At 65.5% G+C, this 17,811-nt stretch carries 17 protein-coding genes; 12 read left to right on the forward strand and 5 right to left on the reverse strand.

Annotated features, from left to right (window positions below):
* Nucleotides 1-67: 67 nt before the first annotated feature.
* From AC2FLM_RS04165 to selD, 7 genes are read left to right on the forward strand one after another with little or no spacing between them, the layout of a single operon-like run.
* A complete protein-coding gene (locus tag AC2FLM_RS04165; protein WP_496856004.1) occupies nt 68-2,977 on the forward strand; it encodes a monovalent cation/H+ antiporter subunit A in 2,910 nt (969 codons plus the stop codon).
* A gap of 1 nt (nt 2,978) precedes the next feature.
* Nucleotides 2,979-3,338 carry a Na+/H+ antiporter subunit C gene (locus AC2FLM_RS04170; protein WP_234138862.1) on the forward strand — a complete coding sequence of 120 codons (360 nt, stop codon included), beginning with the start codon at nt 2,979-2,981 and terminating at the stop codon, nt 3,336-3,338.
* Entirely contained in the window at nt 3,335-4,882 is a 1,548-nt protein-coding gene (locus AC2FLM_RS04175; RefSeq protein WP_234219326.1) for a monovalent cation/H+ antiporter subunit D, read from the forward strand. Before AC2FLM_RS04170 ends, AC2FLM_RS04175 begins: the two co-directional genes overlap by 4 nt.
* Nucleotides 4,879-5,376 (forward strand): Na+/H+ antiporter subunit E, encoded by a 498-nt coding sequence (locus AC2FLM_RS04180; RefSeq protein ID WP_234138860.1) that lies wholly within the window; start codon nt 4,879-4,881, stop codon nt 5,374-5,376. Before AC2FLM_RS04175 ends, AC2FLM_RS04180 begins: the two co-directional genes overlap by 4 nt.
* On the forward strand, nt 5,373-5,645 hold the full coding sequence (locus AC2FLM_RS04185; protein ID WP_235776030.1) for a K+/H+ antiporter subunit F: 273 nt from the start codon (nt 5,373-5,375) through the stop codon (nt 5,643-5,645). The genes AC2FLM_RS04180 and AC2FLM_RS04185 overlap by 4 nt, the downstream gene beginning before the upstream one ends.
* A 7-nt stretch (nt 5,646-5,652) precedes the next feature.
* Entirely contained in the window at nt 5,653-6,039 is a 387-nt protein-coding gene (locus AC2FLM_RS04190) for a Na+/H+ antiporter subunit G (protein ID WP_234170561.1), read from the forward strand.
* Between the two features lie 4 nt (nt 6,040-6,043).
* Entirely contained in the window at nt 6,044-8,203 is a 2,160-nt protein-coding gene (gene selD / locus AC2FLM_RS04195; RefSeq protein WP_496856007.1) for a selenide, water dikinase SelD, read from the forward strand.
* A gap of 156 nt (nt 8,204-8,359) precedes the next feature.
* Here the strand turns inward: selD and mnmH are convergent, their stop codons facing one another.
* Genes mnmH through AC2FLM_RS04210 form a run of 3 tightly spaced genes read right to left on the reverse strand, consistent with a single transcriptional unit; the run spans nt 8,360 to nt 10,754 of the window.
* Nucleotides 8,360-9,412: a tRNA 2-selenouridine(34) synthase MnmH gene (gene mnmH, locus AC2FLM_RS04200; protein WP_496856009.1), complete on the reverse strand. Its 1,053-nt coding sequence runs from the start codon at nt 9,410-9,412 to the stop codon at nt 8,360-8,362.
* Nucleotides 9,413-9,449: 37 nt separating this feature from the next.
* Nucleotides 9,450-10,115, reverse strand: coding sequence for an SOS response-associated peptidase (locus AC2FLM_RS04205; protein WP_496856011.1), 666 nt, complete (start codon nt 10,113-10,115; stop codon nt 9,450-9,452).
* Between the two features lie 9 nt (nt 10,116-10,124).
* Entirely contained in the window at nt 10,125-10,754 is a 630-nt protein-coding gene (locus tag AC2FLM_RS04210) for a glutathione S-transferase family protein (RefSeq protein WP_496856013.1), read from the reverse strand.
* Nucleotides 10,755-10,895: 141 nt separating this feature from the next.
* Here AC2FLM_RS04210 and AC2FLM_RS04215 point away from each other — a divergent pair, with 141 nt between their 5' ends.
* Nucleotides 10,896-12,644, forward strand: coding sequence for a sulfotransferase family protein (locus AC2FLM_RS04215; protein ID WP_496856015.1), 1,749 nt, complete (start codon nt 10,896-10,898; stop codon nt 12,642-12,644).
* A 3-nt stretch (nt 12,645-12,647) separates the two neighbouring features.
* Here AC2FLM_RS04215 and AC2FLM_RS04220 read toward each other — a convergent pair whose 3' ends face one another.
* Nucleotides 12,648-14,222 (reverse strand): bifunctional metallophosphatase/5'-nucleotidase, encoded by a 1,575-nt coding sequence (locus AC2FLM_RS04220; RefSeq protein ID WP_496856017.1) that lies wholly within the window; start codon nt 14,220-14,222, stop codon nt 12,648-12,650.
* 117 nt (nt 14,223-14,339) lie between these two features.
* Here AC2FLM_RS04220 and AC2FLM_RS04225 point away from each other — a divergent pair, with 117 nt between their 5' ends.
* The 4 genes from AC2FLM_RS04225 to arsC are packed head-to-tail and all read left to right on the forward strand — an operon-like array spanning nt 14,340 to nt 16,502.
* Nucleotides 14,340-14,678 (forward strand): DUF952 domain-containing protein, encoded by a 339-nt coding sequence (locus AC2FLM_RS04225; RefSeq protein ID WP_496856019.1) that lies wholly within the window; start codon nt 14,340-14,342, stop codon nt 14,676-14,678.
* On the forward strand, nt 14,675-15,106 hold the full coding sequence (locus AC2FLM_RS04230) for a DUF1330 domain-containing protein (protein WP_496856021.1): 432 nt from the start codon (nt 14,675-14,677) through the stop codon (nt 15,104-15,106). Before AC2FLM_RS04225 ends, AC2FLM_RS04230 begins: the two co-directional genes overlap by 4 nt.
* A complete protein-coding gene (locus AC2FLM_RS04235) occupies nt 15,103-16,161 on the forward strand; it encodes a quinone-dependent dihydroorotate dehydrogenase (RefSeq protein ID WP_496856023.1) in 1,059 nt (352 codons plus the stop codon). The genes AC2FLM_RS04230 and AC2FLM_RS04235 overlap by 4 nt, the downstream gene beginning before the upstream one ends.
* Entirely contained in the window at nt 16,158-16,502 is a 345-nt protein-coding gene (gene arsC, locus AC2FLM_RS04240) for an arsenate reductase (glutaredoxin) (protein WP_496856025.1), read from the forward strand. The genes AC2FLM_RS04235 and arsC overlap by 4 nt, the downstream gene beginning before the upstream one ends.
* Here the strand turns inward: arsC and AC2FLM_RS04245 are convergent.
* Nucleotides 16,486-17,811 (reverse strand): MATE family efflux transporter, encoded by a 1,326-nt coding sequence (locus AC2FLM_RS04245; protein WP_496856027.1) that lies wholly within the window; start codon nt 17,809-17,811, stop codon nt 16,486-16,488. The two genes, arsC and AC2FLM_RS04245, sit on opposite strands and share 17 nt — an antisense overlap.

The following is a 17,811-nucleotide window of genomic DNA, read 5'->3' on the forward strand; positions in this document are numbered from 1 at the left end:
CCGGCCAAGGACATAAATTATCGCTGCAAAGCGGAAACAAGAATAACCAGCAGCGGAGTAATCGACGGTGTCCCTCTTCCTCATCGCCGCCCTTCCCTTTCTCGGGGCAATCTTCCCTGCCCTGTTGATCCGGGCGGGACGCAACGCCTCGGCCTCGGCGGCGGGACTGACCAGCTTTCTGGCCTTTACCGGGTTGATGATCCATGCCCCGACCGTGCTGTCGGGCGGGGTGGTTACGGCAAGGTTTGACTGGCTGCCCGGTCTGGGTCTGAACGCCAATTTCATGCTGGACGGTCTGGGATTCCTGTTTGCAACGCTGATCCTGGGGATCGGCATGCTGATCATCCTCTATGCCCGGTTCTATCTGTCGCGGCATGACCCGATGGGGCAGTTCTATACCTATCTGCTGCTCTTCCAAGGCGCGATGGTAGGCATCGTCCTGTCCGACAACATCCTGCTTTTGCTGGTGTTCTGGGAGCTGACCTCGCTCAGCTCCTTTCTGCTGATCGGCTATTGGAAACACCTGCCCGAAGGCCGCCAGGGCGCGCGCATGGCGCTGGCTGTGACCGGGTCGGGCGGGCTGGCGATGATCGCGGGCATGTTGATCCTGGGCCATATCGCCGGGTCCTATGACCTGAGCGTGATCCTGCAACACAAGGAGGCGATCCAGGCCTCGCCGCTCTATCTGCCGGCGCTGATCCTGATCCTGTTGGGCTGTTTCACCAAATCGGCGCAGTTCCCGTTCCATTTCTGGCTGCCGCACGCGATGGCGGCGCCGACGCCGGTATCGGCCTATCTGCACTCGGCCACCATGGTGAAGGCGGGGCTGTTCCTGATGGCGCGCATGTGGCCGGTGCTGGCGGGCACGCCCGAGTGGTTCTATATCGTGGCTACCACCGGTCTGGTAACGATGGTGGTGGGCGCGGTCATCGCGCTGTTCAAGGATGATCTCAAGGCGCTGCTGGCGTTTTCCACGGTCAGCCACCTGGGGCTGATCACCATGCTGCTGGGCTTTGGCACCAAGGTCGCGGCGGTAGCGGCGGTGTTTCACATCATCAACCACGCCACGTTCAAGGCCGCCCTGTTCATGAGCGCCGGGATCATCGACCACGAGACCGGCACCCGCGACATCAAGCTGCTCGGCGGTTTGCGCCGGCTGATGCCGATTACCTTTGGCATCGCGCTGATCGCGGCCCTATCGATGGCCGGCATTCCGCCGCTCAACGGATTCCTCAGCAAGGAGATGATGCTGGAAGAGACGTTCCACATCGTCTGGCTGGACAGTCATGTGGTGGTGCCTGCGCTGGCGGTTTTCGCGGCGCTGTTCTCGGCGGCCTATTCCTTTCGCTATATCGCGCATGTGTTCCTGGGGCCCGAGCGCGAGAGCTATCCGCAGAACCCACATGATCCCGGCCCGGGCCTGTGGCTGTCGCCCGCCCTGCTGGTGGTGCTGGTGGTGATCATCGGCCTGAATTCCGCCACCGTGGCGGGGCCGCTGGTCAAGGCCGCAGCCGGGGCCGTCATCGGGGGCGAGTTGCCCTATTTCAAGCTCAAGCTCTGGCATGGGTTCACGCCCGCGCTCTACATGTCCATCGTGGCGGTGCTGGGCGGTCTGCTGCTTTTGGCGCTGCACCGGCATCTGGAGCGGTTCTGGAACGCCCTGCCCCGACCCGAGGCAAAGGTCATCTTTGATGCGGTGATCGACGCGCTGACCACGCTGTCGCGCCTTGTAACCGACGGGCTGCACAACGGTGTCATCAGCCGCTATGCCGCCATCATGGTCGCCTTTACCGTGGGCATCGGCTATTACGCCTATGCCTCGGGCAGCATGGGTGCACCGACCCGTGTGCCGCTACCCGCACCGATCCTGCCGATCATCGGCTGGGTATGCCTGGTGGGGGCAACGCTGGCGATCATGTGGTTCCACCGCAACCGCCTGCTGTCGCTGGTGCTGATCGGGGTCGTCGGCCTGATCGTGTCGATGGCGTTCAACTATCTCTCCGCTCCCGACCTGGCGCTGACCCAGATCTCGGTCGAAGTGGTGACGATGATCCTGCTGCTGCTGTCGCTGAACTTCATGCCGACGGAAACACCGGTGGACAGCACCAATGGGCGCAAGCTGCGCGATGCGTCGATCTCGATCGTGGCGGGCATCGGCGCGGGTGGACTGATCTATGCGCTGATGCTGCGTGATTTCGCCTTTCCGACGATTTCCGAGTTCCACCTGGCCAATTCCTACAAGGGCGGCGGCGGCACCAATGTGGTCAACGTGATCCTGGTGGATTTCCGGGGCTTTGATACCTTTGGCGAGATCATCGTGCTGGGTATTGCCGCGCTGGTGATCTTTGCCCTGACCGAAAGCGTGCTGGCCACCAAGGTGCGGGCCTATCTGCTCAATCGCAAGCCGCACTGGCCGCAATCGGGGGATGCGCATCCGCTGATGATGGTGGTGGTGACGCGCGTGATGATGCCCATCGCGCTGATGGTGGGGGCCTATATCTTCTTCCGGGGTCACAACCAGCCGGGCGGCGGTTTCATCGCCGGTCTGGTGGTCGCCATCGCCTTCTTGATGCAATACATGGCCAGCGGCTTTACCTGGGCGGCCGAACGGCAGCGGTTCTATTACCATGCCACCATCGGTTGGGGCGTGCTGATCGCGGCGGCCACCGGTCTGGGCGCCTGGTTCAACGACATGCCCTTCCTGACCAGCGATTTCGGCTATCTGCACTGGCCGCCGTTGGAAGAGTTCGAATGGGCCACCGCGATGCTGTTTGACACCGGCGTGTTCCTGGCGGTGCTGGGCGCGGTGATGCTGACGCTGGAAAGCCTGTCGCGCTTTGCCTGGCAGCCGGGGATGACCCAGGAATTCCCGATGGATATCAACCCCGCGCGCGAGGCGCTGCGCCAGTTCGTCGAGGAGACCAAGCAGAAGATGGCCGAACAGGGAAAGACCATAGACTCGGAAAAGGGGGCCTGAGATGGAAGCGCTTCTTGCATCCGCCGTGGGCGTTCTGACCGCCGCCGGCATTTTCCTGATCCTGCGCCGGCGCACCTTTCCGGTGATCCTGGGCCTGTCGCTGCTGACCTATGCGGTCAACGCGTTCCTGTTCGCCACCGGGCGGCTGGCGCTGAACGCGCCGCCGGTGCTGAACAAGTACAAGGAGGTCGCCTATACCGATCCGTTGCCGCAGGCGCTGGTTCTGACGGCCATCGTGATCTCGTTCGGGATGACGGCGGTGATCGTGATGATCGCGCTCAGCGCCTATCTGTCGTCGCGCGATGACCGCATCGACATGAGCGCGCAGGACAGTGTCGACGCGGCGGGAGAGGACGCATGAACCACTGGATCATCGCCCCCATCGTGCTGCCGGCGCTGCTGGCGCCCTTCATCATCATGGTGCTGCGCTATCACCTTGATTTGCAGCGCATCTTTTCGGTCGCGGGCACCGTCGGCCTGGTCGGTATCGCGCTGACGCTGACTGCGCAGGCCTCGACCGGCGTTGTTCAAGTCTATGAACTGGGGAACTGGCCCGCGCCCTTTGGTATCGTGCTGGTGCTCGACCGGATGTCGGCTCTGTTCGTGCTGCTGACATCTCTGCTGGCACTGGTCGTGGTGCTTTATGCGATGGGATCGGGCTGGGACAAACGCGGGCGGCATTTCCACCCGCTGTTCCAGTTCCAGCTGATGGGGGTCTGCGGCGCCTTTCTGACTGGCGACGCCTTCAACCTGTTTGTGTTCTTCGAGGTGCTACTGATCGCCTCTTACGGGCTGATGACCCATGGCGGCGGTGCGGTGCGGCTCAAGGCCGGGGTGCAATATGTCACCTATAACCTGCTCGGCTCGACCCTGTTCCTGTTCGCGCTCGGCACGCTTTATGCGGTGACCGGCACGCTGAACATGGCCGATCTGGCGGTGCGGGTGGCCGAGCTTCCGGCCGAGGATACCGCCCTGCTGCGCGTTGGGGCTGTCCTTCTGCTCCTGGTGTTCTGCATCAAGGCCGCGGTGCTGCCGCTGCATTTCTGGCTACCGGCCAGCTATGCCAATGCACCGCTGCCGGTGGCGGCATTGTTTGCGATCATGACCAAGGTCGGCGCCTATGCCATCCTGCGCATGTATACCCTGGTCTTTGGCCCCGATCTGGCGATTGCCGACGGGCTGGCGGGCGCCTGGCTGCTGCCCGCCGCTCTGGTCACGCTCGCGGTGGGCGCGATTGGTATCCTGGGCACCCAGCATATAGCCCGCATGGCGGCCTTTGGCGCCATCGCCTCGATGGGCACATTGTTGATCGCGGTCTCGCTGTTCACCCCGCAGGCCACGGCGGCGGCGCTGTATTACGCGGTGCATTCGACCCTGGCGGCGGCGCTGCTGTTCCTGGTCGCCGATCTGGTGATGGAGCGTCAGGGCGGACGCATCGACGGCATGCCGCCGATGGCGCAATCGGGGCTGATCGCGGTGCTGTTCTTTATCGGTTCGATCGCGCTGGCCGGGATGCCACCACTGTCGGGCTTTGTCGGCAAGCTGCTGGTGATGGACGCCGCGCGCGACGCGGGAGACTTCGCGGCGATCTGGGCGGTGATCCTGATCAGCTCCTTCGTCACCATCGTCGGTCTGGCACGGGCCGGGTCGCTGATCTTCTGGCAGAGCCATGACGAGCGTCACAACACCGAGCCGGACCCGGAAAACGAGGACGAGGTGATCCACCAACCCGCGCCCGAGCCGATGCCCGGCCTGACCTTTGCCGCCGTGTTCGGCCTGGTTGCCGGTCTGGCGGCGGTCACCCTCTTTGCCGGACCGATGATGGACTATACCCGCGCCACCGCGGAACAGCTTTACGCGCCGCAAGGGTACATCGACGCCGTGCTGACGGGAGATGAAGAATGAAACTCTTGCGCCGCATTTTTCCGCACCCCCACCTGACCCTGCTGTTGACGCTGGTCTGGGTGCTGCTGGCCAACGCGCCCTCGCTCAACTCGGTGCTGTTCGGGCTGATCCTGGGGATCGTAATCCCCTTCATCACCCAGCCTTACTGGCCGGACCGACCCAAACTGCGCAACTGGCCGATGGTGGTGGAATACATTCTGGTCGTGCTGTGGGACATCGTGGTGGCCAATGTCACCGTTGCCGGCATCATCCTGTTCAAGCGCGACGCCGACCGCAAACCGGCCTGGATCTCGATCCCTCTGGAACTGCGCAGCCCCGAGGCGATCACCGTTCTGGCGGGCACCATCACCATGACCCCCGGTACCGTCAGCTGCGACCTGTCCGAGCGCGGCCTGAACCTGCTGGTGCATTGCCTGGACGCGCCCGACCCCGACGCGGTGCGCGACGAGATCAAGCACCGCTATGAACGCCGCCTGAAGGAGATTTTCGAATGATCCTGACCTATGCGATCTATTTCACCTTTGCCTGTTTCGGCGCCGCGATCATGATGTGCCTGTGGCGGATCATTACCGCCGACGGGGTCGGCACACGGGTGCTGGCGCTGGATACGATGGTGATCAACACCATCGCGCTGATGATCCTTTATGGCCTGGCCATCGGCAGCGAGATCTTCTTCGAGGCGGCCATGATCATCGCCATGCTGGGTTTTGTTTCAACCGTGGCCTATGCGCGCTTCATGCTGCGCGGCAATATCATCGAGTGAGGGCAGGATGGAACAAATCTGGGAAATCGTCATCGCCTTCTTCCTGATCGTGTCGGGCGTGTTCGGCTTTGTCGGCTCGTTCGGGATGATCAAGCTGAAGGACCCGATGTCGCGCCTGCACGCGCCGACCAAGGCCACCACGTTGGGGGTGGGCGGGGTCCTTATCGCCTCGATCCTGCATTCTCTGACGCTCGAGGATCACATCTCGTTGCATGAATTGCTGATCACGCTGTTTCTGTTCCTGACGGCGCCGGTCACGGCCCTGTTCATTGCAAAATGGCACATTCACCGGCATGAAACGCCCGAGACCCTGCCGCCCACCGGCGGGGATGGCAGATGGGCCACCCATGCGGTTGCCCCCGACGACGACACACCAGAGCATACGGCCAACTGACAACATGCACATACCGCCCCTGCCCCGCACCCGTGACCTTGTACTGATCGGCGGGGGGCACACCCATGCGCTGGTGCTGCGCAAATGGGGGATGCTGCCGCTGGCCGGTACCCGGGTGACGGTAATCAACCCAGGCCCCACCGCGCCCTATTCCGGCATGCTGCCCGGCTTTGTCGCCGGTCACTATGACCGCGCGGCGCTGGATATCGACCTGGTGCAACTGGCGCGCTTCGCGGGCGCGCGGGTGGTGCTGGGCGCGGTCCAGGGGATCGACCTCGACCGGCGCGAGATACATGTGCCGGGGCGTCCGCCGGTCGGCTTTGACGTCGCCTCGGTCAATGTCGGCATCACCTCGGCCATGCCCGAGATGGAGGGTTTTGCCGATCACGCGGTTCCGGCCAAACCGCTGGGCCCCTTCGCCGCCCGCTGGGCTGCCTATCTGGCGGGCAACGGCCCGGCGCGGGTGGCGGTGATCGGGGGCGGGGTGGCGGGGGCCGAACTGGTCATGGCCATGGCCCATGCGCTGCGCAGCCGGGGTCGCGCGGGTCAGGTCACGCTGATCGACCGCGCGCCGGTATTGGCGGGTCTTGGCCCGCGCGCCACCCAACGCATCCGGCAGGCTATGGAGGGGCTGGGCGTGACCCTGGTCGAAGGGGTCGAGATTGCCCGGGTCATCGCCGAAGCAGTCGAACTGGCCGATGGCCGCCGCATAGAGGCCGATTTCGTGACCGGCGCCGCCGGCGCGCGCGCCTATCCCTGGCTGGCCGAGACCGGGCTCGACACCGTCGATGGGTTCATCTCGGTCGATGCCTGCCTGCGCTCGAGCGATCCGATGGTATTCGCCGCCGGAGATTGCGCGCATCTGACCGACAATCCGCGCCCCAAGGCCGGGGTCTATGCCGTGCGCGAGGCGCCGGTTCTCTATGACAATCTGCGCGCGGCGCTGGGGGCCGGGCATCCGCGCCCCTATCGCCCGCAATCCGATTACCTCAAGCTGATCTCGTTGGGCGGCAAATCCGCCCTGGCCGAGAAATGGGGCCGTGTCTTTGCGGGGCCCGCCATGTGGCGATGGAAGGACCGGATCGACCGGACCTTTATGGACCGCTTCCGCGACCTGCCGCAGATGGGCCAGCCCGCCCTGCCCGAGCTTCACAGCGCCGGGCTGAGCGAGGCGCTGGGGGACAAGCCGCTTTGCGGCGGTTGCGGCGCCAAGGTCGGGCGCTCTGCGTTGCGCGCGGCGCTGGCGCCACTGCCGGGCGCGACACGCAACGATATCACCCCGCTGCCCGGCGACGACGCGGCGCTGCTGTCAACCGGCGGTGTCCGGCAGGTGATGACCTCGGACCACCTGCGCGCGCTGGTCGAGGATCCGGTGCTGATGACCCGCATCGCCGCCTATCACGCGCTGGGCGATATCTGGGCCATGGGGGCAGAGCCGCAGGCGGCCACCGCAACGGTGATCCTGCCGCGCCTGTCGCCCGAGTTGCAACAGCGCAGCCTGACCGAGATCATGGCCGCTGCAACCGAGGTGATGCGCGCCGCCGGGGCCGAGATCGTCGGTGGCCATAGCTCGGTCGGGGACGAGTTGACCATCGGTTTCACCCTGACGGGCCTTTGTGCACAAGACCCGATTACTCTGGCGGGTGGAAGACCCGGAGATGTCCTGATCCTGACCAAACCACTGGGCAGCGGTGTTGTGATGGCCGCCGAGATGGCGGGCCAGGCGCCAGGCACCGATGTAGCCGCAGCTTATGCCCATATGACCACAGACCAGGGAGCCGCCGCGCGAATACTGGCCACGGCCCGTGCGATGACCGATGTGACGGGCTTCGGCCTTGCCGGTCACCTGCACGGGCTGTGCGAGGCCTCGGGTACCGGGGCCGAGATCGCCCTCGACGCGGTGCCGCAGATGGCGCGCGCGCTGGCCCTGTCCGAGGCGGGTCACCGCTCGTCCATCTTCGCCGATAACCGGATGCTGGTGCCGGAATTGCCCGCCACCGGCGCGGCGGCGCTGCTCTTTGATCCGCAAACCGCGGGCGGTCTGCTGGCCGCTGTCGCCCCCGATCAGGCCCAAGCGTGTCTCGCGGCGTTGATCAAAGCAGGCTACCCCGCCGCCCGGATCGGGACACTCACCGAAAAGCCCGGCCTGCGCCTCGCCCGTTGACGGGGGGCCAGCCCCCCGCCGCCCGTTCCGGGCGCCTCCCCCCGGAGTATTTCCAACCAGAAAGAAGCAGCAGGCCAGACCCCTTCATTTCGCCCCCAAATACTCCGGGGGAGTCGCGGCCCGCCGCGACGGGGGCAGCGCCCCCACTTGCAGCACTCAGAGATTCTCCAGCGCTGCGACCACCTGTTCCGCCAGCGCATCAATGCCTGCATGGTCGAGTGTGTCGGACCGCAGACACGCCGCAACCTGCACCGCATGGCTGGCGCGGGATTTTCGGTAGGCCGGGTCGTAATGCTGCTCCATCAGGGCGCGGGTGACCCCGTGTTTGTCACCTGCCGCGACCAGGGCCAGCCACCCCTCGACAACCGCATGCCCCCGGTGATAGCGCAGCGGGTCGAGCCGGGCACTCAAAGTCTCGGCATCCGACAGGATATCGTCATAGGCAGCGGTAAGATAGGCGGTGCGGGCGGCGACCGGCGCCTCGATCTCGATCCGGGGCGCGGCGCAGAGCGCGGCCCAGAGGCTGGGCGGCAGGATGCGTTCGCCAATCTTGGAGCTTTCCGCCTCGACCACCACCGGGCGCGCGGGGTCGAGCCTGCAAAGCGCCGCCGCCAGCGCTGATTCGAACGCCTTCTGCCCAGGTTGGCCGCCGGGACGCGCCCCCAGCAGCGAGCCGCGATGATTGGCCAGCCCTTCGAGATCCAGCATCTGGACGCCCAGCGCGGGCAAGCGGGCCAGGATCTCGGTCTTGGCGGTGCCGGTGAACCCGTCGAGCGCCACCAGCCGGTGCGGCAGCGGATCCTCGTAGAGGTAGCGGTTCACCAGTCGGCGATAGCTGCGGTACCCGCCCGCCACCACCTCGGCCCGCCAGCCGATCTGTTGCAGCATCCATGTGAACGAGCCGGACCGCTGCCCGCCCCGCCAGCAATAGACCAGCGGCCGCCAGTTGCCCGCGTGATGGGAGAGGCTCTGCTCCACATGGTTTGCGGCGTTGCGGAACACCAGCGCCGCGCCCAGCTTGCGCGCCAGAAACGGGCTTTGCTGCTTGTAGATGGTGCCGACGCGGGCGCGTTCTTCGTTGTCCAGCACCGGCAGGTTGATGGCGCCGGGCAGGTGATCCTCGGCAAATTCCGCCGGGCTGCGCACGTCGATGACGGCGTCATAGCCATGCGCATAGAGCTGTGGGAGCGTGGTGAATTCAAGAGCCATGCGCGCGGTGTAGCGCCCTTTGCGGATCAGTAAAAGATCACCCGTCGAAAGGTTCGATCAGTTCGGGTCCGGTGGCGCGGTTCGAATTCACCGCCGGGTCGACGCGGTGATAATCCAGCACATCCTCGGCGCCGGGATGCATCAGCCGGGCGGCCCCATGGCCTGCCTCGCCCATCCAGAGTGGCCAATCATCTGGTTCCAGGATCAGCGGCATCCGGTGATGCAGATTACCCAGATGATTGTTGGCGGCGGTGGTGACGATGGCGCAGGTGGGCTGGCGCGCGCCCTCGGGTCCCCAGTCCTGCCAGATCCCGGCAAAGGCGATCGGCGCACCGTCGCGGCGGTGGATGTACCATGGCAGGCGCACGTCTCCGCCCGGTCGCGTCCATTCATAGAACCCGGTGGCCGGGACCAGACAGCGCCGCTGGCGACAGGCGGCGCGGAAGGCGGGTTTGTCGGCCAGTGTCTCGGCGCGGGCATTGATCAGCAGCGGGCCGTCGGTCTCGGTCTTGTACCACTGCGGCAGGAAGCCCCAACGCATCGCCAACAGGTGCCGCCCGCCCGGCCCCGCCCGCACCACATGCACCGGGTTGGTCGGGCAGATATTGTAGTTCGGCACAGATGGCAGGTCATTGGCCGGCTGCGCCTGGAACAGGCGCGCCATGGCGTCGCTGGGCAGGGTGTTGGCGATCCGTCCGCACATGGCGGCAGGTTACGAGGCCGCCTGCACCTTGGCCAGCACCTCTTGCACCTGGGCCTCGGCGATCTGCCAGGCGGGCAGTGCTTCGACCGCCGCGATCCAGCGGTGGATATTGGCAAAGCCGTCCAGCGGATACTGGCACTGATCGCGCAGGCTGAGGATGCAGGCAACCGAGATATCGGCCAGCGTCACCCCGTCGCCAACCAGCCAGTCACGCCCGGCCAGATGAGCATCGAGAACGACCCCGTATCTGGCGGTCTGCGTGGTGGCGGCTTCCAGATCGGCATCCATCTGGCCAAAGATATGGCGGCTGATGAACGGCGAAAGCGCAGGCGTCCAATGCGCGGTCTCCCAATATTGCCAGCGAAGGATATCATAGCGGATGTCGGATTTTGGCCAGAGCGACGTGTCAGCCTGGGCACAAAGCCGCGCCATGATGGCGTTCGATTCCCAGAGCGTGCCGCCGTCTTCATATTCGAGCACCGGCACCTTGGCATTTGGGTTGAGGGCAACAAATCCCGGGGCGTGCTGCTCGCCGGTGGCGAGATTGACCATTTCCAGCGGCAGGTTCAGACCCAGATGGGCGTTGACCACAAGCACCTTGCGAGAGTTCGGGGACGGAGGAAAGACATGCAGTTTCATGGGGTACCCATTATTTAACTATTTCGTTAATTATATGACCTTCCTGCCCTGCGTCAACCCGTGTGTCCAAGGGCGCGGCGGTTGCGGCCCCGCGCCTTGCACCCTAAACCTGTGCTCATCTTGTAACGGAGACAGCTCAAGGTGCAGAACGACATCTCTCAGGCACAGCGCGCCGTCCAAGGCGGCGACTTCCGCACCGCTCAACGACTGGCCCGCAAGGGGCTGAAAGCCGACAAGACGCATCCCGGCTGGATGAACATCGCCGGGATCGCCGAATGCGGCCTGGGCCGGCACAAGGCCGGGCTGCCGCATTTCCAGCTGGCGTTGAAGCTTGCCCCCGATTTCCATGACGCCCGGCGCAATCTGGCACAGACGTTGGTGCTGTTGGGACGCACGGACGAGGCCGACATGCATCTGCGGCGGCTGACCGATGCGAACCCGCAGGACGGCGGGGCCTGGGCGCTGCTGGCGCAAGTTGGAATGGCACGGGGCGATGACGTGGCAGCGAAGGCTGCGGTGGACCGCGTGATCGCGCTGTATCCCGGTCAGGCGCGCGGGTATCTGCTCAGGGCCCGGCTGTTGGGACAAACAGGTGACGAGATGGGGGCACTGGCCGATCTCGAACGCGCGGCAGAGCTTGAGCCGGGCAATGTCGAGGCGCTGATCGCGCTGTCGCTGCCACTGGCGCGGGCCGACCGGCCCGATGCGGCCCGCACCGTGGCGGAACGGGCGGTGGCACTGGCCCCGGGTCATGTTCCGGCCCGGCTGGCGCTGGCAATGCGGCTGGTGGAACAGGGTCAGACCGAGGCCGCCAAGGAACAGTACCGGGCGGTGCTGGAGATCACGCCGGGACAACCTGAGGCGCTGGAGCAACTGGCGCAGATCAATTCGGGCGCGGAAAACGCCGCGTTGATCCCACAGGCGCTGGCGGCGCTGAAGGCCGCCGATGACAGCGGCCCCGCCAAGGGGCAGTTGCATTTCGCACTGGCCCGGATCGCCGCGCAAGCGGGCGACGAGGACGGGTTTGCCAAACACCTGACCCGCGCCAATGCAGCGATGGCGCGGTTGATGCCCTATGACGCCGGGGCCGACACCCGGCTGAGCGAGGCGCTGATGGCGCGGTTCGGGCCGGGCGCGGACCGTGACGGGTCGGGCGACGGTGTGGCACCGGCCTATGTGCTGGGCCTGCCGCGATCCGGCACCTCTCTGACCGAGGCAATGCTGGGCGCGCATCCGGCGGTACATCCGCTGGGCGAGCGTATCGCGCCGGGTCGTCTGCTGGCCCCCTTGATCAACGGCAACCTGCCATTCGATGAACAGGCGCGCGCCACCTTCCGCAAAGGTGAGGCCGAGAGCCTGCCCGCCCTGCCCGACGGCACCCGGTTCTATACCGACAAGATGCCCGAGAACTATCGGCTGGTGGGGTTCCTGCTGACGGCGCGGGCGGATGCGCGGGTGATCCACCTGCGGCGCGACCCGCGCGATGTGGCGCTGTCGCTGTGGCAGGCGCATCTGGCGGGATCGGCGCTGAACTATGCCTATGACCTGCGGGCCATGGCGCATCGGTTCAACCTGTATGCCCGGATGATGGCGCATTGGCATGCGGAGTTCCCGGGCCGGATCCTGGATCTGGCTTACGAGGATCTGGTGGCGGATGTGGAGGGCGCCAGCCACCGGCTGGCCGCACATCTGGGGCTGGACTGGGTGCCCGAGATGGCGCGACCCGATCAGGCGGCAGGCCAGGTGCTGACACTCAGCGCAAACCAGTTGCGCCAGCCGGTGCATACCCGCTCGGTCGGCAAATGGCGCAAGCATGAGGCCATGCTTGCGCCCTTCATCGCGGAGCTCGATCCCCGGCTCTGGCCCGAGCTGGACCAGACCGGGATCTGACCGTTACTTCTTGGTGATGCGCCCATCTACATAGGGTTGATAGGGCGCATTGGCGGCAAGATACTCTGCCGTCACATCGGCCAGGTCCGGACCGTAGTCATAAGCGTTCTTGTCATCGCCCGAGAACATGGCATAGCCGTCGCCACCATTGCGGACATAGTTGTTGGTCACCACCAGATAGGTCCCCGCCGGGTCAAGCGGCACATACCCGTCCTCGCTGGCCACCATCACCTCGACAACACGACTGCCCGGCGCCTGGGCGCCGTCCCAGGTAAAGGTAATGCCCGAAACCTGCGGGAAGCGTCCCGCGCCCTCTTCAACCTGGCTGACGCCGTTTTCCAGCGCCTCGACGATCAGGGCGCCGGTCGCCTCGAAGGTTGCCAGCGTGTTCTGGAACGGCAGCACGGTCAGCACCTCGCCCATGGTCACATCGCCCGCGTCGATCGATGCGCGCAGGCCGCCCGAATTGGCGATGGCGATGGTGACACCCTGATCGGCGACGCGGTCCAGCATGGCGTCGGTGACCAGATTGCCCATCTGGCATTCCTGCACCCGACAGACATCGCGGCTGCCCTCGATCGGGGCTGCGGCGCTGGCCACCACCTTGCTGCGGATCTCCTCCAGCGGCACCGCCAGTTCCTGGATGCGGGCGACGGTAGCGGCGTCCTCGGACACAGCGGCGTCCATGATCAGCGGCTCGCCCACCGCTTCGATCACGTTGCCCGCATCGTCAAAGGTCACGTTCAACTCGCCCAGGAACTTGCCATAGGCATAGGCCTGCACGATCTGCACCCCGTTGACCACGGTCGGATAGGGGCCTGACGCCTTGTCCGAGACATTCGACAGGTAGGTGTTGGAATGACCACCCACGATCACGTCGACGCCGGTCGTTTCCGCCGCGACCCGCTGGTCGGTGCCATAACCCGAATGGCTGAGGACGATGATCTTGTTCACGCCCTCGGCGGTCAGCCGGTCAACCTCGGCCTGCACGGCAGGCACCGGGTCCGAGAACGAAATATTCGGGCCGGGGCTGGCCAGTTCATGGGTATCCTCGGGCGTCAGGCCGATCAGGCCGATCTTTTCACCACCCTTCTCGATCACCGTCGACTTCAGCAGCTTGGTGGCCAGCAGCTCCTCGCCGCTGAAATCGGCATTGGACATCAGGACCGGAAAGCTTACCGCATCCATGAAACCGCGCAGCACCTCGGGGCCGTCGTCGAATTCGTGGTTGCCCACGGTCATCGCGTCATAGCCGAGCTTGTTCATGAACTCGGCCGCGACCTTGCCCTTGTAATAGGTATAGAACAGCGTCCCCTGGAACTGGTCGCCGCCATCGACAAGGATGGAATTGCCGGCGCGGGCGCGGGCGGCCTCGATCGCGGTCACAAGGCGGGCGGTGCCCCCGAAACACTTGCCTTCGGTATTCTCTTCGGGCTTGCACCCGCTGTCATATTTGCTGATCGGTTCGAACCGGGCGTGGAAATCGTTGGTATGCAGAATGGTCAGCTTATATTCAGCGGCGGCCATGCCGGCCGTCAGGCCCAGCGCCGCGACCGAAGTCATGAAACGGGTGAACATGTTATCAACTCCCTGTTGTTATTGCGCGTGATGGTGCGCGCGGAATTGAGCGGAGTCAAAGGTCTCGTGAGGGAAATCGCGCTTGATTCCTCACCCTGCCCAAGGCATCACCGGGCCATGCTGATCTACAAGATTTTACGGGCCGACGAATGGGCGGCGCTGACACGTGACGGCCAGAGCGCCGGGGCACCGGTGGACCTGGCTGATGGGTTCGTGCATTTCTCGACCGCCCAGCAGGCGGCGGAAACGGCAGCCAAGCATTTTGCCAGGGCCGAGGGGCTGGTCTTGCTGGCCTGCGAGGCCGATGTTCTGGGCGCGGCACTGAAATGGGAAGTGTCGCGCGGCGGCGCGCTGTTTCCGCATCTATACCGCGAATTGCGGCTGTCGGATGTGGTCTGGTCGCAGCCGCTGCCGCTGGTGGATGGCGTGCATCAATTCCCGCAGGAGATGACATGACAGGCTATATCGACCCCGACCGCGCCCAGTTCGAGGCGTTCAAGGCGCTGGATCGCGACCATCCCATCGAGATGCTGAACCTTGTCAGGTTCCGCGACCACGCCGCCTATCCCGAGGGCCATGCGCTGGGTGATGCCGGGCTGAGCGGGGCCGAGGCCTATCGCAATTATGGCCGCGAGACCGCGCCGATCATCGCGCGGCTGGGCGCCTCGATCGTCTGGCGCGGCGCGTTTCAGACCGTGCTGATCGGCCCCGGCGACGAGGTCTGGGACGAGATGTTCATCGCCCGCTACCCCAATGCCCATGCGTTTCTGGAAATGGTGACCGACCCCGCCTATCGGCAGGCGGTGGTTCACCGGCAGGCGGCGGTCGCAACCTCGCGCCTGATCCGCACCAAACCCGGCACAGGGGGCACAAGCTTCGGATGAAGATGATCGAGAGATTGGGGCTGGCCGCCCTGCACCGGCTGGACCCGGAAACCGCGCATGGCCTGTCGATCAAGGCGTTGAAAGCGGGGCTCGTGCCCCTGCCCGGCCCGGTGACCTCGCCCCGGCTGCGCACGCGGGTGGCGGGGCTCGATCTGCCCAACCCGGTAGGGCTGGCAGCAGGCTTTGACAAGAATGCCGAGGCACTGGCGCCACTCTCGCGGGCAAGTTTCGGGTTTATCGAGGTGGGGGCAGCCACGCCGCGCCCGCAGCCGGGCAACCCGCGCCCGCGTCTCTTTCGCCTGACCGAGGACCGCGCCGCGATCAACCGGTTCGGCTTCAACAACCAAGGGATGGAGGCGATTGCCGCGCGACTGGCAAAGCGCCCCCGTGACGCGGTGATCGGTCTCAATCTGGGGGCGAACAAGGACAGCACCGACCGGCCCGGCGATTTCGCCCGCGTGCTGGCGCATTGCGCGGCGCATCTGGATTTTGCCACCGTGAACGTGAGCTCTCCCAACACCGAGAAACTGCGCGACCTGCAAGGGCGCGCGGCGCTGACGGCGCTGCTCTCGGGCGTGATCGAGACCCGCGATGCGCTGGCGCGACCGATCCCGGTGTTCCTGAAAATCGCGCCGGATCTGAGCGAGGACGAGATCGCCGATATCGCCGCCGTGGCGCGTGATACGCGCGTGGATGCGGTGATTGCCACCAACACCACCCTTTCGCGCGAGGGGCTGAAAAGCCCCCACAAGGGCGAGACGGGCGGGCTGTCGGGTGCGCCGCTGTTCGACAAATCGACCCGCGTTCTGGCGCGGCTGTCGGCACTGACTGACGGCGAGATCCCGCTGATCGGCGTGGGCGGCATCGGCAATGCCGAACAGGCCTATACCAAGATCCGCGCTGGTGCTTCGGCGGTGCAGTTCTATACCGCGATGGTCTACGGCGGCTTGGCGCTGGCGGCTGAGATCGCGCGCGGGCTTGATGCGCTTTTGGCGCGGGACGGCTTCACCTCGGTCGCCGAGGCGGTGGGAACCGGAAGAAAGGACTGGCTGTGATCGAATACTGGCACAATCCGCGTTGTTCCAAATCGCGGCAGGGTCTGGCGCTGCTGGAAGAGCGCGGCGCCGAGGTGCAGGTGCGCCGCTATCTGGAGGATGCACCCAGCCTTGAGGAACTGCGCTCCACCCAGGCGGCGCTGGGGGTTTCGGCCATCGCAATGATGCGCACGGGCGAGGCGCGGTTCAAGGAACTGGGTCTGAGCAAGAGCGACCCCGACGCGGTTCTGCTGGCCGCCATGGCGGAAAACCCGGTGCTGATCGAACGGCCGCTGGCAATCAAGGGCGACCGGGCGGTGATCGGGCGTCCGCCCGAGGACCTGCTCAGCCTGTTGGATTGACCGCCGCGCGCTCCAGCGCCGGATAGCGCAGGCCCAGCGTGATGCCCCGCGCGATGAAGGAAATCGTCAGCGCCATCCACAGGCCGTGATTGCCGTAGGGCTCGATCAACAGCCAGACGGCGGCAAAATAGATCGCCGCCGAAAGGGCCATCATGTTGCGCATGTCGGCCGAGCGGGTGGCGCCGATAAAGATGCCATCGAACATCACCAGTGCCAGGATCAAGAGCGGCGCCGCCACCATCCAGTCCAGATAATCGCGAGCCGCCAGTTGCACGCTCGGATCCTTGGTCATCACGTCGATCAGCCAGGGCCCGAGCGCCCAGAACACCACCGCCAGCAGCAGCGCCAGCACCAGCCCCCAGAGGCTGGTCATCCACGCCGCGCGCCTGAGCCGGGCCACCGCACCGGCGCCAAAGGCCTGCCCCACCAGCGACTCGGCGGCAAAGGCAAAGCCGTCGAGCGCATAGCCGGTGATATGCACGAATTGGAGCAGCACCTGATTGGCCGCCAGCGTCACGTCGCCGAACCGCCCGCCGAGCAACAGGAAGCTGACAAAGATCGCCTGAAGCAGCATCGAGCGGATCAGGATATCGGTGTTGACCACCGCCATGCGGCGCAGGCGGGCGGCCTCGAACACCCGCGCCCAGTCGCGCCAGCGCGGGTTCAAAAAGGCATCGCGGCAGAGCCAGAGGCCAAAGGCGAGCCCGGTCCACTCGGCCATGAAAGTGGCAAAGGCAACCCCGTTCACCCCCCAGCCGAGACCAAGCACGAACCACAGGTCGAGCCCCATGTTGAGCCCGTTCATCCACAGTTGCAGCACCAGCACCGCCCGCGTGCGCTCCAGCGCGATGAGCCAGCCGGTGATGCCATAGATCGCAATGGCGGCGGGGGCCGACCAGATGCGGATGGACATGTAGCCGCGCGCCAGCGTCTCAACCTCGGCGCTGGCCGGGCTGACGGCCGACGCGCCCCAATAGATCGGCAGTTGCAGCAGAATCAGTGCGACTCCACCTGCCACACCGATCATCAGTGAGCGGGTCAACAGGGCGGCAACCTCGCCCTCTTGCCCTGCCCCATGGGCCTGCGCCGTCAAGCCGGCGGTGCCCATGCGCAGAAAGCCGAAGATCCAGTAGATCGCCGACAGGATGATCGCGCCGACGCCAACGGCGGCGATGGGCGCAGCCTGGGGGATCTGCCCCACCACGGCGGTATCCACCGCGCCAAGGATCGGCACGGTCATGTTGGCCAGCATGATCGGAACGGCGATCTTCAGAACCCGCTGATGCGTGATCGGGGCCGCGTCGGACAT

Source organism: Ruegeria sp. SAZD011, from assembly GCF_059612545.1.